Origin of the sequence: Massilia sp. BHUDP2, from assembly GCF_046236355.1 — a bacterium.
GTDB lineage: Bacteria > Pseudomonadota > Gammaproteobacteria > Burkholderiales > Burkholderiaceae_D > Telluria > Telluria varians.
The window spans coordinates 802,118-827,307 of the sequence record NZ_JBJUVW010000002.1; the positions used below are offsets into that span (position 1 = coordinate 802,118).

General features: G+C 67.0%; 19 protein-coding genes. 11 read left to right on the forward strand and 8 right to left on the reverse strand.

Annotated elements, in window-relative coordinates:
* Positions 1-168: 168 nt before the first annotated feature.
* From ACK6C6_RS14200 to ACK6C6_RS14245, 10 genes are all read left to right on the forward strand, one after another.
* Positions 169-2,460: a TonB-dependent receptor gene (locus ACK6C6_RS14200; protein WP_409267826.1), complete on the forward strand. Its 2,292-nt coding sequence runs from the start codon at positions 169-171 to the stop codon at positions 2,458-2,460.
* 120 nt (positions 2,461-2,580) lie between these two features.
* Complete coding sequence (locus tag ACK6C6_RS14205; RefSeq protein ID WP_409267827.1) at positions 2,581-3,471, forward strand: alpha/beta fold hydrolase; 891 nt, start codon at positions 2,581-2,583, stop codon at positions 3,469-3,471.
* A gap of 19 nt (positions 3,472-3,490) precedes the next feature.
* The gene (locus ACK6C6_RS14210) at positions 3,491-4,693 is read left to right on the forward strand and encodes a substrate-binding domain-containing protein (protein WP_409267828.1); all 1,203 of its coding nucleotides are present in this window, start codon (positions 3,491-3,493) and stop codon (positions 4,691-4,693) included.
* A 1-nt stretch (position 4,694) separates the two neighbouring features.
* Positions 4,695-5,495 carry an ABC transporter ATP-binding protein gene (locus tag ACK6C6_RS14215; RefSeq protein WP_409267829.1) on the forward strand — a complete coding sequence of 267 codons (801 nt, stop codon included), beginning with the start codon at positions 4,695-4,697 and terminating at the stop codon, positions 5,493-5,495.
* Positions 5,488-6,225 (forward strand): ABC transporter ATP-binding protein, encoded by a 738-nt coding sequence (locus tag ACK6C6_RS14220; protein ID WP_409267830.1) that lies wholly within the window; start codon positions 5,488-5,490, stop codon positions 6,223-6,225. Before ACK6C6_RS14215 ends, ACK6C6_RS14220 begins: the two co-directional genes overlap by 8 nt.
* Before the next feature lie 8 nt (positions 6,226-6,233).
* Complete coding sequence (locus ACK6C6_RS14225; protein ID WP_036211360.1) at positions 6,234-7,256, forward strand: branched-chain amino acid ABC transporter permease; 1,023 nt, start codon at positions 6,234-6,236, stop codon at positions 7,254-7,256.
* A 5-nt stretch (positions 7,257-7,261) separates the two neighbouring features.
* On the forward strand, positions 7,262-8,344 hold the full coding sequence (locus ACK6C6_RS14230) for a branched-chain amino acid ABC transporter permease (protein WP_409268287.1): 1,083 nt from the start codon (positions 7,262-7,264) through the stop codon (positions 8,342-8,344).
* A gap of 236 nt (positions 8,345-8,580) precedes the next feature.
* Positions 8,581-9,285, forward strand: a complete 705-nt coding sequence (locus ACK6C6_RS14235) for a choice-of-anchor J domain-containing protein (RefSeq protein ID WP_409267832.1) — start codon at positions 8,581-8,583, stop codon at positions 9,283-9,285.
* A 10-nt stretch (positions 9,286-9,295) separates the two neighbouring features.
* Positions 9,296-9,706, forward strand: coding sequence for a post-PEP-CTERM-1 domain-containing protein (locus ACK6C6_RS14240; protein WP_409267833.1), 411 nt, complete (start codon positions 9,296-9,298; stop codon positions 9,704-9,706).
* The gene (locus tag ACK6C6_RS14245) at positions 9,703-11,166 is read left to right on the forward strand and encodes a PA domain-containing protein (RefSeq protein WP_409267834.1); all 1,464 of its coding nucleotides are present in this window, start codon (positions 9,703-9,705) and stop codon (positions 11,164-11,166) included. The genes ACK6C6_RS14240 and ACK6C6_RS14245 overlap by 4 nt, the downstream gene beginning before the upstream one ends.
* Positions 11,167-11,272: 106 nt before the next feature.
* On the opposite strand, the gene ppa is transcribed toward ACK6C6_RS14245, so the two are convergent.
* The 5 genes from ppa to hemC all read right to left on the reverse strand — a co-directional run bounded on the left by ppa (position 11,273) and on the right by hemC (position 16,062).
* A complete protein-coding gene (ppa, locus tag ACK6C6_RS14250) occupies positions 11,273-11,812 on the reverse strand; it encodes an inorganic diphosphatase (protein WP_036211366.1) in 540 nt (179 codons plus the stop codon).
* Between the two features lie 104 nt (positions 11,813-11,916).
* Entirely contained in the window at positions 11,917-13,113 is a 1,197-nt protein-coding gene (locus ACK6C6_RS14255) for a heme biosynthesis protein HemY (protein WP_209588558.1), read from the reverse strand.
* 1 nt (position 13,114) lies between these two features.
* On the reverse strand, positions 13,115-14,254 hold the full coding sequence (locus ACK6C6_RS14260) for a uroporphyrinogen-III C-methyltransferase (protein WP_409267835.1): 1,140 nt from the start codon (positions 14,252-14,254) through the stop codon (positions 13,115-13,117).
* Positions 14,251-15,024: a uroporphyrinogen-III synthase gene (locus ACK6C6_RS14265; RefSeq protein ID WP_409267836.1), complete on the reverse strand. Its 774-nt coding sequence runs from the start codon at positions 15,022-15,024 to the stop codon at positions 14,251-14,253. Before ACK6C6_RS14265 ends, ACK6C6_RS14260 begins: the two co-directional genes overlap by 4 nt.
* A 3-nt stretch (positions 15,025-15,027) precedes the next feature.
* On the reverse strand, positions 15,028-16,062 hold the full coding sequence (gene hemC / locus ACK6C6_RS14270) for a hydroxymethylbilane synthase (protein ID WP_409267837.1): 1,035 nt from the start codon (positions 16,060-16,062) through the stop codon (positions 15,028-15,030).
* 136 nt (positions 16,063-16,198) lie between these two features.
* On the opposite strand from hemC, the gene ppc reads away from it, so the two are divergent.
* Positions 16,199-19,003, forward strand: coding sequence for a phosphoenolpyruvate carboxylase (gene ppc / locus ACK6C6_RS14275; protein WP_409267838.1), 2,805 nt, complete (start codon positions 16,199-16,201; stop codon positions 19,001-19,003).
* A 127-nt stretch (positions 19,004-19,130) separates the two neighbouring features.
* On the opposite strand, the gene ACK6C6_RS14280 is transcribed toward ppc, so the two are convergent.
* From ACK6C6_RS14280 to rpoD, 3 genes are all read right to left on the reverse strand, one after another.
* A complete protein-coding gene (locus ACK6C6_RS14280) occupies positions 19,131-21,329 on the reverse strand; it encodes a family 10 glycosylhydrolase (protein ID WP_409267839.1) in 2,199 nt (732 codons plus the stop codon).
* Positions 21,330-21,524: 195 nt separating this feature from the next.
* Positions 21,525-22,298 carry a transporter gene (locus ACK6C6_RS14285; RefSeq protein WP_409267840.1) on the reverse strand — a complete coding sequence of 258 codons (774 nt, stop codon included), beginning with the start codon at positions 22,296-22,298 and terminating at the stop codon, positions 21,525-21,527.
* 128 nt (positions 22,299-22,426) lie between these two features.
* A complete protein-coding gene (rpoD, locus tag ACK6C6_RS14290; protein WP_409267841.1) occupies positions 22,427-25,138 on the reverse strand; it encodes an RNA polymerase sigma factor RpoD in 2,712 nt (903 codons plus the stop codon).
* Positions 25,139-25,190 lie beyond the last annotated feature (52 nt).

A 25,190-nucleotide genomic window follows, 5' to 3' on the forward strand; every position in this document is an offset into this window, starting at 1 on the left:
GCCGGAATCCTCCCTCGTCAACACGCGCACAAGCCTGGTGCAGCGGCCTGTGCATTTTTGCACAAAGGGGTGGGCGATTGTTGACTATCTAACCAAACCGGAGCAAGGCACACTGCTGACCATGCGAAAACCTGAACGCATGCCGCTATCAAAAATTAGGAGACATGAATGCGTCTGACCAAGAACAAACTGAAGCTGCTGAACCCCGCCATCCAGTCGGCCGTCGCCCTGCTCGTCCTCTCGGGCGGCAACGTGGCCTACGCGCAGGAAGCCACCACCGCCCCGCCGGTGGCCAGTGCCGAAGAAGGCGGCGTCAACAAGGTGGTCGTGACCGCCCGCCGCCGCGAAGAAACCCTGCAGGACGTGCCGGTCTCGGTCACCGCCTTCAGCGCCGACCAGCTCTCCAAGGTAGCGACGCCGGACATCACCGCCCTCGCCACCGCGCTGCCGAACACCACCCTGAAAGCCTCGCGCGCCACCAACTCGACCCTGACCGCCTTCATCCGCGGCGTCGGCCAGGCCGACCCGCTGGCCGGCTTCGAGTCCGGCGTCGGCATCTACATCGACGACATCTACCTGGCCAGGCCGCAGGCTGCCGTGGCCGACATCTACGACGTCGAGCGCATCGAAGTGCTGCGCGGCCCGCAGGGCACGCTGTACGGCCGCAACACCATCGGCGGCGCCGTCAAGTACGTCACCCGCAAGCTGGCGCCGCAGACCGATGCGCGCCTGCGCGCCACCATCGGCCAGTACGGCCAGAAGGAAATCGTCGCCACCGCCAGCACCCCGATCTCGGAAACCGCACGCATCGGCGGCACCTTCGCCCGCTTCAAGCGCGACGGCTTCGGCAAGAACCTGACCACCGGCGGCGAGAACTACGACAAGGATGTGACGGCGGCCCGCCTGTCGGCCGAGTTCACCCCGAACCAGGACCTGTTCATCCGCATCGCCGGCGACGTCACCCAGGACGACTCCAGCCCGAAGAACGGCCATCGCCTGATCGTCGGCCGCACCAGCGGCGCCCCGATCCTCTCGAACGTCTTCGACACCCGCGCCAACCTGATGAAGGCGCTCGGCCACGACCAGGAAGTCAAGGCGCACGGCGTCTCGGCCACCGTCGAATACACCCTGAATAACGAGTGGACCCTCAAATCGATCACGGCTTCGCGCAAGGACAAGTCCTATGCGCCGATCGACTTCGACTCGCTGGCGGTGGTCGACATGGAAGTCCCGGCCCTGTACACCAACAAGCAGTTCAGCCAGGAGTTCAACCTCACCTACAACGGCGACCGCCTGCAGGGCGTGGCCGGCATCTACTACATCGACGCCAACGCCTTCAACCACTTCGACACCATCCTCGGCGGCGCGGTCCCGACCTCGACCTACACGATGGGCGACATCGACACCAAGGCCTGGGCCATCTACGCCGACGGCAGCTACAACGTCACCGACGCCTTCAGCGTCTCGCTGGGCGGTCGCTACACCGTCGACAAGCGTGAAGCCGAAGTGCTGCGCCAGATCTACCTGGGCGCGGGCGGTTCCCCGGCCCTGGGCAATGCCGGCGCCATCCTGTTCCGCACCGACACCGACCTGCGTGGCGGCATCCTGAAGCGCGAAGACAAGAAATTCACCCCACGCGTGGCCCTCAACTACAAGCTGAACCAGGACCACAACGTCTACGCGTCCTACTCGGAAGGCTTCAAGGGCGGCGGCTTCGAGCCGCGCCTGAACGTGGTCGGCACCCGCATCCCGATCGCGGTGGCGCAGCGCGGCTACGAGCCGGAAACCATCGAGACCTACGAACTGGGCCTGAAGTCGGCCTTCAACGGCGGCCGCATCACCACCAACGCGGCGGTGTTCTACAGCGACTACCAGGACGTGCAGATCCCGGGTTCGGTGGCGATCGACACCAACGGCGACGGCAAGGACGACAGCTTCGCCGGCGTGACCACCAATGCCGGCAAGGCCAAGATCAAGGGCGCGGAACTGGAAGCGGTGGCCAACCTCACCCCGAACTTCATGATCGCGGGCATGTACAGCTACATCGATGCCGAGTACAAGGAATACATCGCGGCCGGCGTCAACGTGGCGAGCCAGCGCACCTTCCAGAACACCCCGAAGAACTCGGCCAACCTGCGCTTCAACTACGACATCCCGATGCCGGTGATGGGTTACGGCGGCAAGCTGTCGCTGATCGGCAGCGCTGCGTACAAGGGCGCCACCGCCCAGTTCGAGACCGCATCGTTGCTGGACCAGGAGTCGTACAAGCTGTATGACGCGAGCATCGTCTGGACCCGCACCGACGGCAAGGTCCGCGTCGGCCTGCACGGCAAGAACCTGAGCGACAAGCACTACAAGACCGGCGGCTACCTGTTCCCGACCCTGGGCAACGAAGGTACCCTGACCGCGTTCTACGGCAACCCACGCCAGGTCTCGGCAACGCTCGAGTACCGCTTCTAAACCTTCCACCGAAGTACCCGCAGCATCTCCAGGCAGGCGCCCTCCCGGCGCCGGCCCGGAGGCTTGCCGCCCGAACAAACGCTGCAAAGCGCCCCGAACGAACACAGGATACAAGCCAGCGTGTCTACCTACACACCAATCAGCTACACCAGCAGCGACGGGCTGGCGCTGTACGCGCGCGATTATCCGCCAACAAGCGCGGCCACCGACGCCGGCGCCGGCGCGCGGCTGCCGGTCATCTGCATCCACGGCCTGACACGCAACTCCGCCGACTTCGACGAACTCGCGCCCATCCTTTCCGCCATGGGCCGGCGCGTGATCGCGGTCGACGTGCGCGGCCGCGGCCACTCGGCGCACGATCCCAATCCCGACAACTACAACCCGAACGTCTACGCCGCCGACGTCGCCCGGCTGATGGAGCACCTGGGCCTGGGGCGCGCCATCTTCGTGGGCACCTCGATGGGGGGCCTGATCACCATGACCCTGGCGGCGCGCCGCCTCGATCTGATTGCCGCCGCCGTCCTCAACGACGTCGGCCCGGTGTTGTCCGTGCGCGGCCTGCAGCGCATCGCGGGCTATGCGGGCCGCTGCAATGCGCTCGCGAGCTGGGACGACGCTGCCGCCTACCTGCGCGACATCAACGCCTGCGCCTTCCCCGCCAACTCCGACGAGGAATGGGGCAAGTGGGCGCGCCGCGCCTTCGAACAGAAGGATGACGGCCAGCTGGCGCTGCGTTACGATCCGAATATCGCACAAGCGATACAGACGGGTAAACTGCGTCCGACCTCGCTGGCCGCGCGCATGGCCTTCCGCCGGCTGGCGCGGCGCCGCCCCACCCTCCTGGTGCGCGGTGCGCTGTCCGACCTGGTCGAGCAGGAACAGGCCGACTGGATGCGCAAGGCCGCCCCGGAACTGCATTACGCGGAAGTGCCGAACGTCGGCCATGCGCCCATGCTCACCGAGCCGGAAGCGCTGGAGGCGATCCGCGCTTTCCTGTCCAAGCTACCGTAAGAATCACAAGGAGACTGACATGCACCACCTGATCAAACCCCTGTCCATCGCCATCGTGGCCGCCTTCGCGGCGAGCGCTGCGCCTGGCGCGTATGCACAGGGCAAGGACCTGAAGATCGCCCTCATCGCCGGCAAGACCGGCCCGCTCGAAGCCTATGCCAAGGAAACCGAGACCGGCTTCATGATGGGCCTCGAATACCTCACCGGCGGCACCATGCAGATCAATGGCCGGAGAATCAAGGTCATCGTCAAGGACGACCAGTCCAACCCGTCGCTGGGCCGCACCCTGCTGGCCGAAGCCTACGGCGACGACAAGGTCGACATCGCGGTCGGCACCACCTCGTCCGGCTCGGCCATCGCCATGCTGCCGGTCGCCAAGGAATACAAGAAGGTGCTGATCGTCGAACCGGCCGTGGCCGACGCGATCACCCAGGAAAAGTGGAACAAGTACATCTTCCGCACCGCGCGCAGCTCGATGCAGGATGCGCTGGCCGCGGCCAGCACCTTCAAGAGCGGCAGCGTCGGTTTCCTGGCGCAGGACTACGCCTTCGGGCGCGACGCCATCGAGGCCGGCAAGGAAGCGCTCAAGACCACCGGTAGCAAGGCCGTCGTCGTGCACGAGGAATACGCGCCGGCCACCGCCACCGACTTCACCGCGCCGGCCCAGCGCCTGTTCGACAAGCTCAAGGACAAGCCGCAGCCGCGCGTGCTGCAGATCGTCTGGGCCGGCCCGAATCCGCTGAACAAGATCGCCGACATGAAGCCGGAGCGCTTCGGCATCGCGCTGGCCCCGGGCGGCAACATCCTGCCGGTGATGAAGACCTGGAAGAACTTCGCCGGCACCGAAGGCACCATCAATTACTACTACGGCTTCCCGAAGAACAAGATGAACGACTGGCTGGTGGCGGAGCATACCAAGCGCTTCAAGATGCCGCCCGATATGTTCACGGCCGGTGGCATGGCCGCGGCCGGCGCGGTGGTTGCGGCCCTGTCGAAGGCGCCCAACGCCAAGAACGGCGACGAGATGGTGGCGGCGATGGAAGGCCTGTCCTTCGAAACGCCCAAGGGCCGGATGAGCTTCCGCAAGGAAGACCACCAGGCGATCCAGCCGATGTACCACTTCCGCATCAAGAAGGACCAGAAGAACGAGTGGGACCTGCTGGAACTGGTGCGCGAGATCCCGGCATCCGAACTGCCGCTGCCGGTGCGGAACAAGCGCTGACATGACGGCTCCCGCATCGCTGCAGTCCGCTGCACCTTCCCTGTCCACCCGCGACCTGACGATCCGCTTCGGCGGCCACGTCGCGGTGAACGCGGTCACGGCGGACTTCCATCCCGGCACCCTGACGGTCATCGTCGGGCCCAACGGCGCCGGCAAGACCACCTATTTCAACCTGGTGTCGGGGCAGTTGCCGGCCACCTCGGGCAGCGTGTTGGTGAACGGCCGGGACATCACCCGCGCCGGCGCCGCCAAGCGCACCCGCCTGGGGATAGGCCGGGCCTTCCAGCTCACCAACCTGTTTCCCAACCTGACGGTGGCGGAAAACGTGCGCCTGGCGGTGCAGAGCCGCGCCGGCCTGGGCCTGAATTTCTTCTCGATCTGGTCGAGCCACCGGGAACTGATCGCGCGCGCCGAGCATTACCTGGAGCGTGTGGGCCTGGTCAAGCGCCGCGACGCCTGGGTGGCGACGCTCTCGCACGGCGACCAGCGCAAGCTGGAAGTGGCGATCCTGCTGGCGCTGGAACCCAGCATCATGATGTTCGACGAACCCACCGCCGGCATGAGCGTGGACGAAGTGCCGGTGGTGCTCGACCTGATCCATGCCGTCAAGCAGGAGCGCAACAAGACCGTGCTGCTGGTCGAGCACAAGATGGACGTGGTGCGCGCCCTGGCCGACCGCATCATCGTGCTGCACAACGGCACCCTGGTCGCGGACGGCAAGCCGGCTGAAGTCATGCAATCGAAGATCGTACAGGAAGCCTATCTTGGAACACCTGAATCAACAAACCTCGCCCATGCATAACGCGCCTGGCGAGCCGCTGCTCGTCCTGAAGGGCGTGCACACCCACATCGGCCAGTACCACATCCTGCAGGGCGTCGACCTGGTGGTCCCGCGCGGCGGCCTGTCGATCCTGCTGGGCCGCAACGGCGCCGGCAAGACGACGACCCTGCGCACCATCATGGGCCTGTGGAAGGCCAGCGCCGGCTCCATCACGTTCGAGGGCCGCGACATCACGAAGATGGCCACGCCCGACATCTCGCGCTCAGGAATAGCCTACGTCCCGGAAAGCATGGCCGTGTTCTCCGACCTGACCGTGCGCGAAAACCTGTACCTCGCCGCCCGGAATGGTCCTTTGGACGGGGCACGCGTGGACTGGATCTGCGGCTTCTTCCCGGCCCTGAAGAAATTCTGGAACTACCCGGCCGGGAACCTCTCGGGCGGCCAGAAGCAGATGGTGGCGATCGCGCGCGCGATCGTCGAGCCCCGCAAGCTCCTGCTGGTCGACGAACCGACCAAGGGCCTGGCCCCGGCCATCATCCAGAGCCTGATGGCCGCCTTCCGCGAGCTGAAGGACACCAGCACCAGCATCCTGCTGGTCGAGCAGAACTTCAACTTCGTTCGTTCGCTGGGCGACACGGTCAGCGTGATGGACGACGGCCGCGTCGTGCATGCGGGCTCGATGGCGGCGCTGGCGGACGACGACGAGCTGCAACAGCGCCTGCTCGGCCTGTCTTTGGATTCACATCAATAGGAATCACCATGAGTGCAAGCCTTCCCATTGCCAGCAAGGACACACCTTTGCCAAGCGCGCCGCGCGACATCGCGCCGCTGCTCCTGGTTCCCGTCCTGATGCTGGCCATGCTGCCCCTGGTCGGCAGCTTCCCCACCTGGGTCACCCTGACCGTCGCCGGCCTGGCGATGGGCATGATGATCTTCATCATGGCGAGCGGCCTGACCCTCGTGTTCGGCCTGATGAGCGTGCTGAACTTCGGCCACGGCGCCTTCGTGTCGGTCGGCGCCTTCGCGGCGACCATGGTGCTGCTGCCGATGCGCGGCTGGCTCGAGATGGACTCGCTCCTGATCAACCTGGGCGTGCTGGCGCTGGCCATCACGGTGGCGATGGTCGTTACCGCACTATTGGGGTGGGCGTTCGAGCGCGTGATCATCATGCCGGTCTATGGCCAGCACCTGAAGCAGATCCTGATCACCATGGGCGGCATGATCGTGGCCGAGCAGCTGATCCACGTGATCTGGGGCGCCGAGACCATCGCCCTGCCGCTGCCGACCGCGCTGCGCGGCGCCATCTTCCTGGGCGACGCGGCGATCGAGAAATACCGCCTGGTAGCGGTGGTGATCGGCCTGCTGGTTTTTGTGGGCATGTTCCTGACCCTGAACCGCAGCAAGATCGGCCTCCTGATCCGCGCCGGCGTCGAGAACGGCGAGATGGTCGAAGCGCTCGGCTACCGCATCAAGCGCCTGTTCGTGATCGTGTTCGCGGCCGGTTCGGCGCTGGCCGGGATGGGCGGCGTGCTGTGGGGCCTGTACAAGGAAACGCTGACCGCCGCGATGGGCGGCGAGATGATGGTGCTGATCTTCATCGTCATCATCATCGGCGGCCTCGGTTCCGTGGGCGGCTGCTTCATCGGCGCCCTGCTCATGGCGCTGGTTACCAACTATGCCGGTTTCCTGGCCCCAAAAGTAGCGCTGGTCTCGAACATCATCCTGATGATCGCGATCCTGCTGTGGCGTCCGGCCGGCCTGTACTCGAAGATGCGGGGTTGATGAACATGCTGCACCGACTTTTATCCGCCGACATGCCGCGCAGCCGCCTGCTGGCAGCAAGCCTGCTCCTGATCCTGCTGGGACTGGCCTTCGCGCCCTTCCTGTTCTCGGGCGCGCGTCCGCTCAACACCGCCGCCACGATCTGCGTCTACATCGTGCTGGTGGCGTCCTATGACCTGCTGCTGGGCTACACGGGCATCGTCTCTTTCGCCCACACCATGTTCTACGGCATCGGCGCCTACGGCATCGGCCTAGGGCTGGCGCGCGTGGACGAGCCGACCTGGAGCGCGGCGCTGACCGGCCTCGGCATCGCCCTGCTGCTGGCCCTGGCCCTGGCCCTGGTGGTCGGCCTGTTCGCCCTGCGCGTGCGCGCCATCTTCTACGCCATGATCACGCTGGCGGTCGCTTCCTCGTTCGCGGTGCTGGCCTCGCAGCTGTCGGACTTCACCGGTGGCGAGGATGGCATCACCTTCAGCGTGCCGGAAGTGCTCACGCCCGGCTTCACGCTGATGGAAAACGAGGTCTTCGGGCGCTCGATCGACGGCAAGCTGCTCACCTATTATCTGGTGTTCTTCGGCTGCCTGATGCTATTCCTGTTCCTGCTGCGATTGGTGAATTCGCCGTTCGGCCGGGTGTTGCAGGCGATCCGCGAGAACGAGTTCCGCGCCGAGGCGCTGGGCTACCGCACCATGACCTACCGCATCTGGGCCAACTGCCTGGCGGCGCTGGTGGCGGCGCTGGCCGGCGCGCTGATGGCCCTGTGGCTGCGCTACGTAGGCCCGGATACCTCGCTCGGCTTCAAGGTGATGACCGACATCCTGCTGATCGTCGTCATTGGCGGCATGGGCACGATGTACGGCGCGGTGGTGGGCGCGGCCCTGTTCATCATCGCGCAGAACTACCTGCAGGGACTGATGGGAGCGGGTTCGGAAGCGCTGGCCGGCGTGCCGATGCTGGCGGCGCTGCTGCATCCGGACCGCTGGATGCTATGGTTGGGCGTGCTGTTCATCCTGTCGATCTATTTCTTCCCGATCGGGATCGTCGGCAAGCTCAGGTTGCGCAGTTTCCTGGCGCGGCAAGCCCGGTAGTCTTTACCGCCATTTCCCAGCAGCAGCTCACGGCCTCCCTTGCGGAGGCCGTTTTCTTTTCCGTGATTTAGTTCCCCTCTCGCCCTTGAGCCGGGCCGTGTCCTGGTCTACCCGCATTGAATGAACATCAAGCTTGCTCGTCGGCCTGCCCATACCATAAAGACAACCATGGGCTCGCCGTCAGCCAGCGCGAGTGGACCACCATTTTCTTTCTGGCTCAGCACGAAAGGGGAATCATGAAGCGACTTACCTCACTCGCCGGCGCGGCGCTCGTCGCGGCGGCCACGTGGGCGCCACTGCCGGGCCATGCCGCCGGCCTTGTCGTCCTCGACGAAGGCTTCGGCAGCGTGGCCGGCCTGTCCGACTGGGCGCAAATCAACCGCAGCACGCCACCCGGGAACGCATGGTTCCAGGGCAATACCAGCATTTTCTCCGCACAGTCGGGCGCAGCCGGCTCGTATGCCGGCGTCAACTACCTGAGCGCCGCCAACGGCCTCGGCATGGTGGACAACTGGCTGATCACCCCTACCTTGTCGCTGAACGGCCTGACCACCCTGTCCTTCTTCACCAACCGCGCACCCGATCCCGGCTTCTTCGACCAGCTCGAGGTGCGCTTCAGCTACGGCGGCAATACCAGCGCCGACGGCTTCGACACTCTGCTCCTGACCATCGGCGGCGAGAACAGTTTTCCCACACAGTGGGCGCAATGGACGACGAGCCTCGATGTCCAAGGAGAAGGACGCTTCGCTTTCCGCTACCTCGGTAATGCCGAGACGCTTTCCTACATCGGGCTCGACACCGTCAAGGTGGTCACCGCCGTGCCGGAGCCGTCGACCTACCTGATGCTGCTGGCGGGCCTCGGCGCCGTCGGGGCGCATGCCCGGCGGCTGCGCAGGCGGGCGCCGGCGCCATCCATCAAAGAGGCGCCCCCCACCGTTTGAGGAGAATGCCATGTTCATCCATAAATTGATGTGCTTCCTGCCGCTTGCCGCGCTGGCCCTCCCCGCCTGCGCCCAGCAAACCGAATCCCAGGCGGCGCCAGCCCAGCAGGGAATGGTGGTCGTGCGCGACGCCGACACCGGCGAACTGCGCGCCCCCACCGCGGACGAGGCGCGCGCCCTGCACCCGCGCACCAAGGCCTCGGCGGCGGGCGTGGCCGCGCCCGCACCGAAGATGGTCACCGGACCCGGCGGACGCCGCTCGGTCCAGCTCGGCGAACGCGGCATGGTGTATTCGGTCGTCACCCGCGGCGCCGACGGCAAGCTCGAGGAGCAATGCGTGCACGGCGCGCATGCCGCCGACCAGGCGGTCCAGGGCGCGCAGGAGCACGGCGCCGCCAAGCAAGAGGAGCATCGCCAATGAAAGCTGCCACCTTCACCGCCCACCTGCGCAGTCGCGCCGCCACGCTGGCCTGCGCGCTTGCCGCCACCTTTGCCGTCATGCTCGGCGGCATCGGCGCCGCGCAGGCGGCCGCCACCATCGTCATCGTCAACCTGAACGCGCCCGGCGAAGGCTTCAATGACCCGACGCCTGCCGCACCCGTCGGGGGCAACACCGGCACCACGCTGGGCGCCCAGCGCCTGATCGCCTTCCAGCGCGCAGCAAGCATCTGGGGCGCCACGCTCGACAGCCTCGTGACGATCCGCATCGGCGCCGCCTTCGTGCCCCTGTCCTGCACGGCCAGCGGCGCGGTGCTCGGTTCCGCCGGCGCCGCCGAGATCTGGACCGATTTCCCGAACGCGCCGCGCGCCAACACCTGGTATCCGGCGGCGCTGGCCAGCAAGCTGGCCGGCGCCGACCTGACCGCGCCGGAAGATCCGCACATCATCGCGCGCTTCAACTCGCGCCTCGGCCTGTTCCCCGATTGCCTGCCGGGCTCGCCCTTCTACCTGGGCCTGGACCGGCGCGCCAACGGCCAGATCGACCTGGTTACGGTGCTGCTGCACGAAATGGCGCACGGGCTCGGCTTCCAGACCTTCACCGACGACGAAACGGGCGAACTGTTCTTCGGCATCCCCTCGATCTGGGACTACTTCCTGGTGAACAACCGCAATAACATGCCCTGGGTGGCCATGACCGACGAGCAGCGCCGCATCTCCGCCATCACCTGGCGCGGCCTGTCCTGGAACGGCCCGAACGTCACCGCCGCGGTGCCGCGCGTGCTGGCGCCACGCAGCAACCTGAACATCGGCGGCGCGAACGCCGGGGCCGCCAGGGGCGATTACTACGTCGGCGATGCGTCCTTCGGTCCGCCGGTCGGCGCCCGCGCCGTCAGCGGCCAGTTGATGCCGGTGGTCGACCAGCCGAACGGCACCGGGCTGGCCTGCACGCCGCTCAGCTTCAACAATGCCCTGGCGGTGCGCAACAACATCGCCCTGGTGGACCGCGGCAGCTGCGATTTCGTCACCAAGGCGCGCAACGTGCAGGCGGCCGGCGCGATCGGCATGCTGGTGGTGGACAATGTCCCGGGCGACGTCATCGGCCTGAGCGGCGCCGATCCGAGCATCAGGATCCCCTCGCTGCGCATCACCTTGTCCGACGGCGTCGCCATCAAGGCGGCGCTGCAGCAGCGCTCGCGGACGATGTCAGGCGTGATCGCCACCTTCGGCATCGACCCCACCCGGCTGGCAGGCACCGACCGGCAACGGCGCATCCTGATGTACAGCCCCAGCATCAACCAGCCGGGCTCCTCGGTGTCGCACTACACCACCGAAGCCAAGCCGAACCAGCTGATGGAGCCGTCGATCAACGCCGACCTGCGGCACGTGGTCAGGCCGCCGTGCGACCTGACCTTCCCGCTGCTGCGCGATATTGGCTGGTAATGCGCGGCTGGTAATAAAAAAAGCCGGCATCCCGATGAGGGACGCCGGCTTTTATCGCTTGCAAGGCGCGCTGCGTGCGTTCACGCGGCGCGTCATGCAGCGGTGCTTATTCCTGGCCCTTGCGCTTGAACGCTTCGACGCCGCCCGTGATCTCGGCCTTGGCGGCTTCCGCATCGGCCCAGCCTTCAATCTTGACCCACTTGCCCGGCTCGAGGTCCTTGTAGTGCTCGAAGAAATGCTGGATCTGCTGCAGGCGCAGTTCTTCCAGGTCTTCCAGCTTCTGGATCTTCTTGTACATCGGCAGGACTTTTTCGACCGGCACGGCGATGACCTTGGCGTCGCCGCCGCCGTCATCGGTCATCTTCAGCACGCCCAGCGCGCGGCAGCGCACCACCACGCCCGGCGGCAGCGGGAACGGGGTGATCACGAGCACGTCGCATGGGTCGCCGTCGTCGGCGATGGTCTGCGGCACGTAGCCGTAGTTGCACGGATAGTGCATGGCGGTACCCATGAAGCGGTCGACGAAGATCGCGCCGCTGTCCTTGTCGACCTCGTACTTGACCGGGTCGGCGTTCATCGGGATCTCGATGATGACGTTGAAGTCGTTCGGCACGTCTTTGCCGGCTGGGACGTTATTCAGGCTCATGGAATTCCTTGCTTGCTGAAGTTTTAATAAGGTGCGTCATTATAGCGAAAGCGGCAAGCGGATGGCGCGTCCGGTGGCGGCGCGCATCCGCTGTCAACCCGGCATCAGAGGATGCTGGCCAGCGCACATTGCCGGTAATGGTGCGCCGCTTCCCCTTCCTGCCCCAGCGCCTCGTGCATCTGGGCCAGCTTGAGGTGCGCCTCGCGCACCATCGCCGCATCGAGGGCATCCGACAGCGCCTGCTCCAGGTAGCGCTGCGCCTTGCCCCACAGCTTCTGCTTCAGGCATAAGGCGCCGAGGGTCAGGGCCAGTTCGGCGTCCCGCGGACGTTCCTTGAGCCAGGCCTCGCAGTGCTCGATCTGGGCCAGCAGCGAGGGCGAGCCGCTGGGGCCGGCCGCCTCGCGGTAGGCGCGCACCACACAGTCGTCCCAGTTGGCCTTGAGCGCCTCTTCGGCAATCTGGCGCGCCTCGTCGTGCAGGCCGCAGGCATTGAAGACATTGGCGGCGCGCGCCGCGACCGTGGGCAGGGTGCGCTCCGCCACCGGTACGCCGGCCCAGAGGCGGCGGATCGTTTCCGCATCGACGTTGCGCTCGGATAGCAGGGCTTCGTAGGCCAACTCGCGCAGGCGCGTCGATAGCGCCGGATGCAGGGCCTTGCGCTTGTCGAGGATGCGCACCAGGCGCAACACTTCCGGCCAGTTGCGCGCCTGCTGGTGGGCCTTCATCGACCATTGCAGCGCGTGGATGTGGCGCTGGCCGCTGGCATTGAGTTCGGCGACCGCCTCGAGCGCGGCTTCCGGCTGGTGATCGTCGACCAGCAGCTCGGTCACCGTCATCAGGCGCGCGGTCTTGAGCGTGTTGTCGTGCGCGATGCCGGCCAGCCAGGCGTCGCGCCGCGCCGGCTCGCGCATGCGGTGCGCGGCCCTGGCGCCGATCAGGGCCGCCAGGCCGGCGTTCTCCGGCAGCTCGGCGGCGCGCATGGCGGCTTTCTCGGCGTGGCCGAAGCGGCCTTCGAACAGGGCCTTGAGCGCGTCACGCAAGCCCTTGTTGCCTTCGCGCTCGCGCTTGCGCTGGCGATAGGCGGCCACGCGCTGCGGCATCTTGAGGGTGGATTTCAGCGCCCGCACCAGGCCGTAGAAGGTCAGGAACAGCAGCACCAGCAGCACGACGAACAGGTTGAGCGACATGTCGAGCCGGTGCGGCGGATAGAACAGCACCACGTTGCCCGGGTTGAAGCGTGCCGTCACGGCGATGCCGATGGCCGCGGCCATCAGGGCGACTAACCAGAGGAGGAGCCGCATCTTATTGCTTCGCCTTGTAGTTGCGCACCGCGTTCAGGCTCTCGGACAGCGTCGGCATCTCGATCGTCAGGTTGTTCGCCTGCACCTGGCGCAGCGCCGCCTGCGCCGACTGGGTGGCGCGGGAGCGGGTGTCGAAATACTTGAGCAGGATTTCCTGGCTGCTGGCCAGGTCGTCGCGGAAAGTCGCCTCGTTGCGCGACAGCAGGGCCAGGCGCGCGTTCAGCAGGCGCAGCTTGAGGTTCTCGCGCACGAAGAAGGACTCGGTGGGCGAGAGCATCAGCGCTTCCGGCGTGTCGACGCTGCGCACGCGCACCAGCTGGCGCACGTCGTCCCACATCTCCTGGCTCCAGTTGCGCCAGGTCTGGATCATGCGCTGGCCCAGGCTCAGCTTCTCCGGCGCGGCTTCGGCAGCGCCCTTGGCATCAAGCTTGCCATCTGGTTTCCGGGTGCTGCGCACCGGGGCCGCCGGCAGCAGCGGCCTTTCGTCGGACAGCATCGGCAGCGTGTCGACCTGGGCGATGACGTTGTCCAGGCGCAGCGCGACGCCGGCCAGGTCGACCGCCGGCATCGCCTTCAGGCGCTCGATGTCGGCGCCGATGGCGCGGCGGATGTTCAGGAACTGCGGCTTGTCCGAACGGCCCAGCGAACGGTCGGCGTTCTGCAGCGCGATCAGGGCGCCCTGCACGTTGCCGGCCAGCTGCAATTGCTGGCTGGCCGTGTTCAGCACCTGCTCGACCTCGGACAGCGCCCATTCGTCGCGGTTCTTCGACAGGTCCTGGTAGAGCTGTTCGAGCGCCAGCTGCTGGGTCTGGGCCTCGGACTGGCGGCTTTCCAGCACGCCGACCTTGATCTGCAGCTCCTTGGCCGTATCCGATACCTCGCGCGCCAGCGCCGCGGTCTCGGCGTTCACGGCGTTGCCCTTCTGCAGGCTTTGCGCCATGTCGCGGCGCAGGGTGTTGATGCGGTTGTGCGAGGTCCAGGTCTGCACCGCCAGCAACAGGGCCAGGATGGCGACCGCCGCCGGCAGGGGGCGCTGCAGCGCCTGGAGCAGCCCCTCCCCCCTCGACGCGGGCGCCGGCGCCTTCTGCAGCGTGACGCTGCCAGACGGGATGTGTTCTGGATTATTTTGTTGTTCGTTCATTCTTTAGATTGTATCGCGGCAAGTAAGCGTGCGTCGCCAGAACCCGTCAGGGTGATCCGATCGCACCCGAGCGCGCGCGCCGTCTCCGCTATCCGTGCATGGGGAACGATCAGGTGCTGCGCCTGCAAGCGGGCCAGCCCGGTCGCGGGATCGAGCTCCTGCACCAGCCCCGCCAGGCCGCGCAAGGCTTCCGAACTCGTGATTATCCAGTCGTTTGGCCCTGCCAGCAAGGCGTCCAGCTCGGCCGCCAGCGCCGCGCTCAAGGGCGGCACGCTGCGGCGATAGGCGGCGACCGGGGACACCTGGGCTCCGGCCGCGCGCAGGGTGTCGGCCATCAGTTCGCGCCCGCTTTCGCCGCGCACGATCAGCACGCGGCGCCCGGCGAAGGCCGACAGGTCGAGGCTGGCCAGCAGGTGTTCCGAATCGCTGTTGGCCGGATCCGGCGGGCAATGGATGGTGGCGTTCTCGTCCGTGATCCCGTGGCGGGCCAGCGCCGCGCGGCTGCCCTCGCCGACGACGCCGATCGGCACGCCGGCCGGCCAGCCGTCCAGGTGGGCAAAGGCGGCATCCACCGCATTCGGCGAGACGAACACGACCATCGCACAGGAATCCAGCCCGGCCAGCGCGGCGCGCAGCGGCGCGCTATCGTCGAGCGGCGCGATCTCGAGCAGCGGCAGCACCACGGCCCGGCGCCCGAGCGCGCGCACGGCCTGGGCCAGCGGCTGCGCCTGGGCGCGCGGCCGGGTGATGACGACTGCCCGATCAGGCATGGGTCAGCCGCCCTGGCTTGGCGCCGGCGACGCGTCGGCGGCCGTCTCCTGTGCCGCCTCCTGCTTGCATGCTTCCAGGATCGCATGCGCATCCTGGTCTTCCAGCAGGATCGCCACCTGCTCGCCCAGGAATTCCGGATGCTCCCAGGAGCCCGCCACCTCGGCCTGCGCGGTGCGCTGGCCGTCCGGGGTCGTCACCATCGCGCGCAGGCGCATGGCGGTGCCGGTGACGGTCGCAAAGGCCGCCAGCGGAATCTGGCAGCTGCCGCCGAAGATCTTCGAGACCTTGCGCTCGGCCGTCACGGCGCGCGCGGTGGCCTCGTGGTTCAGCGGCGCCAGGAGCGCGCGCAGGTCGACGCCGTCGCTGCGCGCGCTGCTGACGATCTCGATCGCCATCGCGCCCTGCCCGGCCGCCGGCAGGCTGTCTTCGGGTTCGAGCAAGGCGCGGATGCGCTGGGGCAGGCCGAGGCGCTTCAGGCCGGCCGCCGCCAGGATGATGGCGGCATATTCGCCGCGGTCCAGCTTGGCCAGGCGGGTGTCGAGGTTGCCGCGCAGCGGCTTGATGACGAGTTGCGGGTAGCGCGCGGCGATCAGGGCCTGGCGGCGCAGGCTGCTGGTGCCGACGATGCTGCCTGCCGGCAGTTCGGCCAGGCCGGCGTAATCGTTCGAGACGAAGGCGTCGCGCGGGTCTTCGCGCTCGAGCACGGCGGCCAGCTCGAAGCCTTCCGGCAATTCCATCGGCACGTCCTTGAGCGAGTGCACGGCCAGGTCGGCGCGGCCTTCGGCCATCGCCACTTCCAGCTCCTTGACGAACAGGCCCTTGCCGCCTACCTTGGAGAGCGTCCGGTCGAGGATCTGGTCGCCGCGTGTTGTCATTCCGAGAATTTCAACGCTGCACTGCGGATATAATGCAGCGAGTCGGGCACGCACATGTTCCGCCTGCCACATGGCCAGGCGGCTCTCGCGGGATGCGATAATGAGCTTTTGAGGCGTCAGCTTCACTGGCGCTTCCTGCGCCGATTCATTTGCTTTCAACATGGATTCTTTCACTGTCATCTAGCCTACCAGGACGATGCCGGTTAACGGCCCTTGCTCAAGATCACAAATTTTAGCATGGGGCCTCCTGCAGACGATGGCCAACCGCCATGGCACTAACAATTCATTTGTGGTCGATATGGAAAACCCTGCTGCACTAGACAACCCTGCCGTACAGCCCGCCCTGGACAAGGACGCGCCCTTGAAAGAAGACATCCGCCTGCTCGGCCGCCTGCTCGGCGACGTGCTGCGCGAACAGGAAGGCGAAGCCGTGTTCGAGGTGGTCGAGACCATCCGCCAGACGGCGGTGCGTTTCCGCCGCGATGCCGACCCGGTCGCCGGCGAGGAACTCACCACCCTGCTGCACCGGCTCACGCGCGACCAGACCATTTCGGTGGTGCGCGCCTTCTCCTATTTCTCGCACCTGGCCAACATCGCCGAGGACCAGCACCACATCCGCCGCCGCCGCGCCCACCTGATGCGCGGCGCCGCGCCGCGCCAGGGCAGCGTCGGCCATGCGCTCGGCAAGCTCGTCGATGCCGGCGTGCCGCGCGAGGTCGTCGAAGACTTCTTCAAGGACGCCCTGATCGCGCCGGTGCTCACCGCGCACCCGACCGAAGTGCAGCGCAAGAGCATCCTCGACGCCGAGCACGACATCGCGCGCCTGCTGGCCGAGCGCGACCGCGGCCTGACGCCCAAGGAACTCAATCGCAACACCCAACTGCTGCAGGCGCGCATCGCCACCCTGTGGCAGACCCGGATGCTGCGCTACTCCAAGCTGACCGTCGCCGACGAGATCGACAACGCGCTGTCCTACTACCGCATTACCTTCTTGCGTGAAGTGCCGGGCCTGTACGACGACATCGAGGACGAGATCGCGTCCTGCTACGGCGGCGAAGCGAAGCTGGGCGAATCGCAGTACCTGCAGATGGGCAGCTGGATCGGCGGCGACCGCGACGGCAACCCGAACGTGAATGCCGACACCATGCGCCATGCGCTGGTGCGCCAGTCGACCACCATCCTCGACTTCTACCTGGACGAGGTGCACGCCCTCGGCGCCGAGCTGTCCACCTCGACCCTGATGGTGCCGGTGACGCCGCAGATGCAGGCGCTGGCCGATGCCTCGGTCGACAACTCGCCGCACCGCAGCGACGAGCCCTACCGCCGCGCCCTGATCGGCATCTACGCGCGCCTGGCCGCCACCGCGCGCGAACTGGGCGTCGACCACATCCTGCGCAAGGAAGTCGGCGAAGCCCCGCCCTACCTCGACGCCGCCTTGTTCGCGGCCGACCTCGAGGTGCTGGCCGATTCGCTGCGCGCCAACCACGGCGCCGTGCTGGTCGAGCCGCGCCTGGCGGGCCTGAAGCGCGCCGCGCGCATCTTCGGCTTCCACCTGGCCTCGCTCGACATGCGCCAGAGTTCGGACGTGCACGAGCGCGTGCTGGCCGAGCTGTTCGCGCGCGCCGGCGCTCAAACGGACTACGCTGCCCTGGGCGAGGCGGACAAGGTCGCGCTGCTGCTGCGCGAACTGGCGCAGCCGCGCCCCCTGTACTCGCCCTACGAGAGCTATTCGGACGAGACCAATTCCGAGCTGGCGATCCTGCGCGCGGCGCGCGACATCCGCCAGCGCTACGGCAGCCGCGCGATCCGCAACTACATCATCTCGCACACCGAGACCGTGTCCGACCTGCTGGAAGTCCTGCTGCTGCAGAAGGAGACCGGCCTGATGCGGGTATCCAGCGGCACCAGCGACGTGATGGTGATCCCTCTGTTCGAGACCATCCCCGACCTGCAGCGCGCCAGCGGCATCATGGACGAGTGGATGTCGATCCCACTGGTGGCCGGCGTCATCGAGAAACAGGGCCGCCTGCAGGAAGTCATGCTCGGTTACTCGGACTCGAACAAGGACGGCGGCTTCCTGACCTCGAACTGGGAGCTGTACCAGGCCGAGCTCAAGCTGGTCGACGTGTTCGCCGCCAAGGGCGTCAAGCTGCGCCTGTTCCACGGCCGCGGCGGCACCGTGGGCCGCGGCGGCGGCCCGAGCTACGACGCGATCCGCGCCCAGCCGCCGGGCACCGTCAACGGCCAGATCAGGCTCACCGAACAGGGCGAGATCATCGCCTCGAAGTTCTCGAATCCCGAGATCGGCCGGCGCAACCTGGAACTGCTGGTGGCGGCGACCCTGGAGGCGAGCCTGGTGCCGCATCCGGCGGACGAGGTGAACAACGCCAGACTGGCGCGCTTTGAAGCCGTGATGGCCGAGCTGTCCGAACGCGCCTACCGCGCCTACCGCAACCTGGTGTACGAAACCCCGGGCTTCACCGACTACTTCTTCAGCGCCACGCCGATCGCCGAGATCGCGGAACTGAACCTCGGTTCGCGTCCCGCCTCGCGCAAGTCGACCCGCCGCATCGAAGACCTGCGCGCGATTCCGTGGGGCTTCTCATGGGGCCAGTGCCGCCTGCTGCTGCCGGGCTGGTACGGCTTCGGCACCGCGGTGAGCGGCTGGCTGGCGGACGGCGACCGCGAGGAGCGCCTGGCGCTGCTGCAGGAGATGCATGCAGGCTGGCCGTTCTTCGCGACCCTGCTGTCGAACATGGACATGGTGCTGGCCAAGACCGACCTGGCGATCGCCTCGCGCTATGCCGGGCTGGTGGCGGACGTGGAGCTGCGCGAGCGCATCTTCCGCCGCATCACCGCCGAGCATGGCGAGACCCTGCGCTGCCTCGAATCGGTGACGGGGGTGAGCGAACGGCTGGCTGGCAACCCGCTGCTGGCGCGCTCGATCCAGAACCGCTTCGCCTACCTCGACCCGCTGAACCACCTGCAGGTGGAGCTGATCCATCGCCGGCGCAAGCTGGGGGACAATGCGGATCCGCGGGTGCACCGGGGGATTCACTTGTCGATCAATGGGGTGGCGGCGGGCCTGCGCAACACAGGCTAAGCCGTTTTTGTAGGGTGGGCGGGTCTTCCCGCCCACGCGGTGATGGATAGCGACTCCGCTTTCGCACCGGATGATCTTGCTGCTAACGATCACCGCGTGGGCGGAGAATCCGCCCACCCTACGAACATCAGCTGGAGCAGGCTCCCAACACACTGCCCTTCTTCAGGAACGCCGGCACCGCATTCGGCGACACGCACACCTGCGCCCCCGGATTGCTCGCGCTGCCGGTCTTGTTACACACCATCACCTTGCCCTCGCCGCAGCGCGCATCGATCACGTTGACCGTGGTGCTGGCCTGCGCGAAGCAGCTTTCCGGGCTGCTTGCTTGCGCCGTGAAGCTGAAGCTGCCCGCAGCGCTCGGCGCGAAGCTGGTCACCGCGCCGCTGGCGGTCGACAGCCCGCCGGCCGGGCTCCAGGTGAAGGTCGACGATCCTGCCGCGTCGCTCGCAGTCAAGCTCACGCTCTGCGGACCGTAGCCCAGCGCGATCGTGTTCGCCGGCAGGCCGGTGGCTTCCCCTGGTCCCGGGCTCACGCTGATCGAGGGCTGCGGCACGTGGCCCAGCACCCGCACCAGGCCTTCCGCGCTGGCGCTGTTGCCGCCCTTGTCGACGGCGCTCAGCACCACCTTCTGCACGCCGATGTCCGAGCACGAGAAGCTGGTGCGCGAGGCCGTCAAGGACTCCACGCCCCAGTTGTCGCCCGTGCCGCCATCGAGCTCGCTCGCGGCGATCGAGGCGCTGCCGTTGGCCAGCGTGACCGAGACTTCCCGGGTGCGCACGGTCGGCGCCTCGAAGTCGTTGCTGACCGTGCCCGCGCGCGCGCTCTCGGTGCTCAGGCGGTTCAGCGCCGTCACCGTGTAGTAGTAATACTGGCCCGGCGCGACGCCGGCGTCCGCGAAGGCGCTGGTGGCGGTGTCGGTCACGCCCAGCAGGTTGGCCGGGTTCTCCAGGTCCATCTCGCGATCCGGCGCGCGGTAGATGGCGTACTTGCGGGTCTTCTCCAGTTCGTCGCTACTCTCCGCCGCCGGCGCCCAGGCCAGGTTCACCGCGTTGTTCTCGCCCACGCTGGCCGCCAAGCCTGACGGTGCGGCTGGAGCCGCCGTGCCTTTCCAGGCCATGGTCGGCAGCAGTGCCGGACGCGCATAGGTGCTGTTCATCAGCGAAGTACGGTAGCCCAGCGGGTCGTTCTGCAGGAACTGGTGGCGGAAGTGGACCTGGCCCGAGATGTTGGCCGAAGCGCGGTTCAGCGCGATCTGGTTGTTGATCTCGTTCGGGTTGCTCCAGCCTGCCGTGTCGCGCATCTTGTAGTCGGCCAGGCCGATGTACATGTGGCGCTCGTAGGCGTTGTCGTTCCACCACGGCACCAGGAGCTTGTAGTCCGAGCCGGCCTGGCCGATGTACCAGTAGACCTGCGGCGCTAGGTAGTCCACCCAGCCCTCGCGGATCCACTTGCGGGTGTCGGCGAACATGTGGGTGTAGTGCTGCAGGGCGCCGGCGCCGGTCGGGGAGCCCACGGCCGGGTCGGTGCTGCTGCGGTAGATGCCGGACGGCGAGATGCCGAACTTCACCCAGGGCTTGACCGCGCGGATGCTGTCGTTCACGCGCGCGATCAGGATGTCGATGTTGTCGCGGCGCCAGTCGGCCCGGCCGGCCGCGGTATCCGGGAAGCCGCGCGGATCGGCGTAGTACGCCGCGTCGTCGCCGGTGGTGCCGTTCGGGTAGAAGTAGTCGTCGAAGTGGATGCCGTCCACGTCGTAGCGGTTGACGATGTCCATGATGACGTTCACGACGTGGTCGCGCACCGCCGGCAGGCCCGGGTTCAGGATCTTCACGGTGCCGACCGTGAGCAGCCATTCCGGATGGGCGAGCGAGACGTGGTTCGGCGCGTACATCGCCGTGTTGTTCTGGTTGGCCGCCGTGGCCACCGCGCGGTAGGGATTGATCCAGGCATGGAATTCCATGCCGCGCTTGCGGGTCTCGTCGATCGCGAACTGCAGCGGGTCCCAGGCCGGGCTGGGCGCGCGGCCCTGCTGGTTGGTCAGGTAGTAGGACCAGGGCTCCAGCTCGCTCGGGTACATGGCATCGGACTGGCTGCGCACCTGCAGGAAGGCGGCGTTCATGCCGGTCGCCTTGTTATGGTCCAGGATGGCCTTGAGCTTGGCCTGCTGCTGGGCCGGCGTATCGAGACGGCTGGGCCAGTCCAGGCTGATGTGGGTGCTGATCCACACGCCGCGCATCTCGCGCTTGGGTGACACCGTCTGTGCATCGGCGTGGGAAATGGAAGCGACGAGCATGGCGGCTGCCGCTGCAAGCAAAAGTTTTTTCATGTTGTCTTTTTTTGCAGGTTGAGGTGAGCGCACCAGGGGAGCGCTGGTGGCGGTCCCCGGCGCCTCTCCACGCGCCGATGTGTTGCCATCCGCGAAACAGAGTACGCGCGAGCAATTTTGACAACCAATGAAATTCGGAACAGGCGGCATAACCCCGGCACATGACTGACCGGGCCGCCATGGCAGGCGGGGTGCTCAGCGCCGGATCGACAGCCCGATGGTGAAGGCGATGTCCGGCGTGCGGCTGTTCAAACCGCGCGACAGCATTGCGTCGACCTGCACGTCCTTCGACAGCAGATAGGCGGCGCCGACGTCGAAGCGCGCCTCGGTCCCGCCATGCTTGCCACGGGCGATGCGCGGCAGGGCGAGCTCGACCAGGCCCTTCAGGCGCTCGCCGAGTTCCTTCTCGAGCACGATGCCGAGGATGCCGTAGCGGTAGCGTCCCGCCTCGTCGCGGTCGACGCCAATGCCCGGCATCACGCCCAGCGTCAGCTCGTTCGGCAAGTCCCACTCCCCGGTCACCCGCAGCGACGGCCGCACGCCCTCGCCGCGGAAGGCGCGAGAGCCGCTGGCGAGTTCTGCCGCCAGGTGGACGCCGACCGAGGGACGGCTGCCCTCGGCATCGAGCGCGTGCCAGCTGAGGCCGAGCGCCGTGTCGCCATAGCCGGCTTCGCTCACGCGCGCGCCGTCCTCGCTATGGTGGCGGACCATGCGGCCGTCGGTCTCGACCCGCAACTCGAAAGCCTCGGCGATACCGATGCGCAGCAGGGTGGGCGTCGACAGGGTGCGCTCGCGCCCTTCGCCGTGATCGCGCTCGAGCAGCGCACTGGTCTCGAGTTGCACCCGCCCCTTGCCTACCACCTTGCTCGACTCGACGAAGTCGGGACGGTCGGCCTGGATGCTGTCCTGGGCGTGGGCGGCGCCCGTGCACAGGGCAAGGGCGGCGGCGAAGATGGCGGCGTGGTTCATGGGTGGCGCGAGCGTGGAATCTTATATAAAAGATAACGCAAAGCCGGCCATGGGGCCGCACGGGACGAAAAAAATGCCGCCCAGCTCAGCACTGGACGGCATGTCTATTTTTTACCGAATGGTAAAAATTACTGGTTGTGCAGGAAGGTCTTCAGCTTGTCCGAACGCGACGGCTGGCGCAGCTTGCTCATCGCCTTGGCTTCGATCTGGCGGATACGCTCGCGGGTGACGTCGAACTGCTTGCCCACTTCTTCCAGCGTGTGGTCGTTCGACATCTCGACGCCGTAGCGCATGCGCAGCACCTTGGCTTCGCGCGGGGTCAGCGAGTCCAGCACTTCCTTGATCACGTTGCGCATCGAGGCGTGCAGCGCGGCGTCCAGCGGCGCCAGGGTGGTGTTGTCCTCGATGAAGTCGCCCAGCTGCGAATCGCCGTCCTCGCCCATCGGGGTTTCCATCGAAATCGGTTCCTTCGCGATCTTCATGATCTCGCGAACCTTGTTCTCCGGCATTTCCATCTTGGCCGCCAGGGTCGGCAGGTCCGGCTCGCTGCCGGTTTCCTGCATGATCTGGCGCGAGATGCGGTTCATCTTGTTGATGGTCTCGATCATGTGCACCGGCACGCGGATGGTGCGGGCCATGTCCGCGATCGAACGCGTGATCGCCTGGCGGATCCACCAGGTCGCGTAGGTCGAGAATTTATAACCACGGCGGTACTCGAACTTGTCCACCGCCTTCAGCAGGCCGATATTGCCTTCCTGGATCAGGTCGAGGAATTGCAGGCCGCGGTTGATGTATTTCTTGGCGATCGAGATCACCAGGCGCAGGTTGGCCACGGTCATTTCGCGCTTGGCCTGGCGGGCGCGCTTCTCGCCTGCCGCCATCTGCTTGTTGATGCGGCGCAGGTCGGCCAGCGGCAGCGCTACGCGCGCCTGCAGGTCGATCATGCGCTGCTGCAGCTCCTTGATGGCCGGCAGGTTCCGGCTCAGCACCGCGCTGTACGGGTAGGCGCAGTCGACTTCGCGGTCGCCCCATGCCAGGTCGGTCTCGTTGCCCGGGAAGACCTTGATGAAGTGGGCGCGCGGCATGCCGCAGCGGTTCACGCAGATGTCCAGCACGGCGCGCTCGATCGAACGCACTTCGTCCATCTGGCCGCGCAGGGTGTCGCACAGCTTTTCCACGATCTTGGCGGTGAAGCGGATGCCCAGCAGCTCGTTCGAGATGATGGCCTGGGCCTCCTCATACTCGTCCGAACCATAGCCGCTGGTCTTGAAGGCGTGGCCCATGCGGTCGAACTGCTTCTCGATCAGGGCGAACTTCTCGAGCGCGCTCTTGCGCAGCTGCGCCAGCTGCTCGGTCGAGTAGCCGGCCGCGCCACCGCCGGCGGCGCCCTCTTCTTCCTCTTCCTCGACTTCCTCTTCTTCTTCCTCGTCGTCGCCGGCGCGTGCCGGCGCGGCGGCGGGCGCAGGCGCGGCATCGTTCAGGTCGACGAAGCCGTCCACCACGTCGTCGATCTTCATCTCGTCGGACGCGATCTTGTGCGACAGCGCGATGATCTCCGAGATCGTGGTCGGGCAAGCCGAGATCGCCTGCACCATGTCCTTCAGGCCGTCCTCGATGCGCTTGGCGATCTCGATCTCGCCTTCGCGCGTCAGCAGCGACACCGCGCCCATTTCACGCATGTACATGCGGACCGGGTCGGTGGTGCGGCCGAAGTCGGAATCGACGGTCGACAGCGCGGTCGCGGCGGCCGCTTCCACTTCGTCGTCGCTGGTGGCGGTCGGCACGTTATCCGACAGCAGCATCATTTCGGCTTCCGGGGCGCGCTCGTAGATCGCGATGCCCATGTCGTTGAAGGTCGCGATGATGCCTTCGATCGCTTCCGGATCGACGATGTTTTCCGGCAGCTGGTCGTTGATCTGGGCGTGGGTCAGGTAGCCGCGCTCCTTGCCCATGTTGATCAGGTTCTTGATCTGCTGGCGGCGCTTCTCCAGTTCCGCTTCCGAGAAGCCGCTTTCGCCGCCCAGCATGCCGGCCAGGCCCTTGGCCTTGCGCTCGCGCAGCTTGGAGGCGGCCTTCATTTCGGCGCGCTCGACCGCGTTCAGTGCCGCGACTTCGTCGTTCTCCGGCACGAATTCGCTCGGCTTGCGGCCGCGGCGGCCCGGGACCTTCACCTGCGGCAGCAGATAGCCCGAGGTGTCGATCGCGGCCAGTGCGGCGGCGTCGGTGGTGGCGCTGACGGCGCCCACGGCGCTGCTCGGGACTGCCGGCGCCGGCAGTGCGTTGGCGTCGGTGCGGCGGGTACGGGTGCGCACGACCTTCGGCGCGGCCGGGGCTTCTTCCGCGGCCGGCGCGGCGGGTGCAGCCGCTGCTGCGGGCGCGGCCTCGGCCTGCGGCGCTTCTTCGGCAGAGGCGGCTTTCAGGGCGGCCAGCTTCGAGCCGCGCTTGCGCACGACCACGGTCGCCGCGGCGTTCGGCACGGCGGCCGTATAGTCTTCGAACGGCGCCGGCTCGGCGGCCGGAGCAGCCTCGGCCTGTGCAACCGGTGCAACCGGCGCGGCTTCGACGACCGCTTCGACAACGTCCGCCACCGGCTCGGCGACGGCCGGGGTGTCCAGCACGGCTTCGTTCGCCGCGGCTTCCACCTCGCCAGGCGCCTGCTCCGCTTCCAGCGCGGCCTTGGCCGACGCCAGGCGCGAGCGGGTCTTCACCACCGTCACCTTGGCCGCCGCTTCCGTCTCGAGGAAGTAGGAGGTCGCGGTTTTCGGCACTGCCAGCTGTGCCGTAGCCTTGGCGGGCGTTTTCTTGGCGGTCAGTGTCAGTGTCTTGGCGGTGTTTTTCATAGTAAAGCTCTCTCCAGTCGAGGCATGCGGCTGCCTGCGAATCAATGTCAGC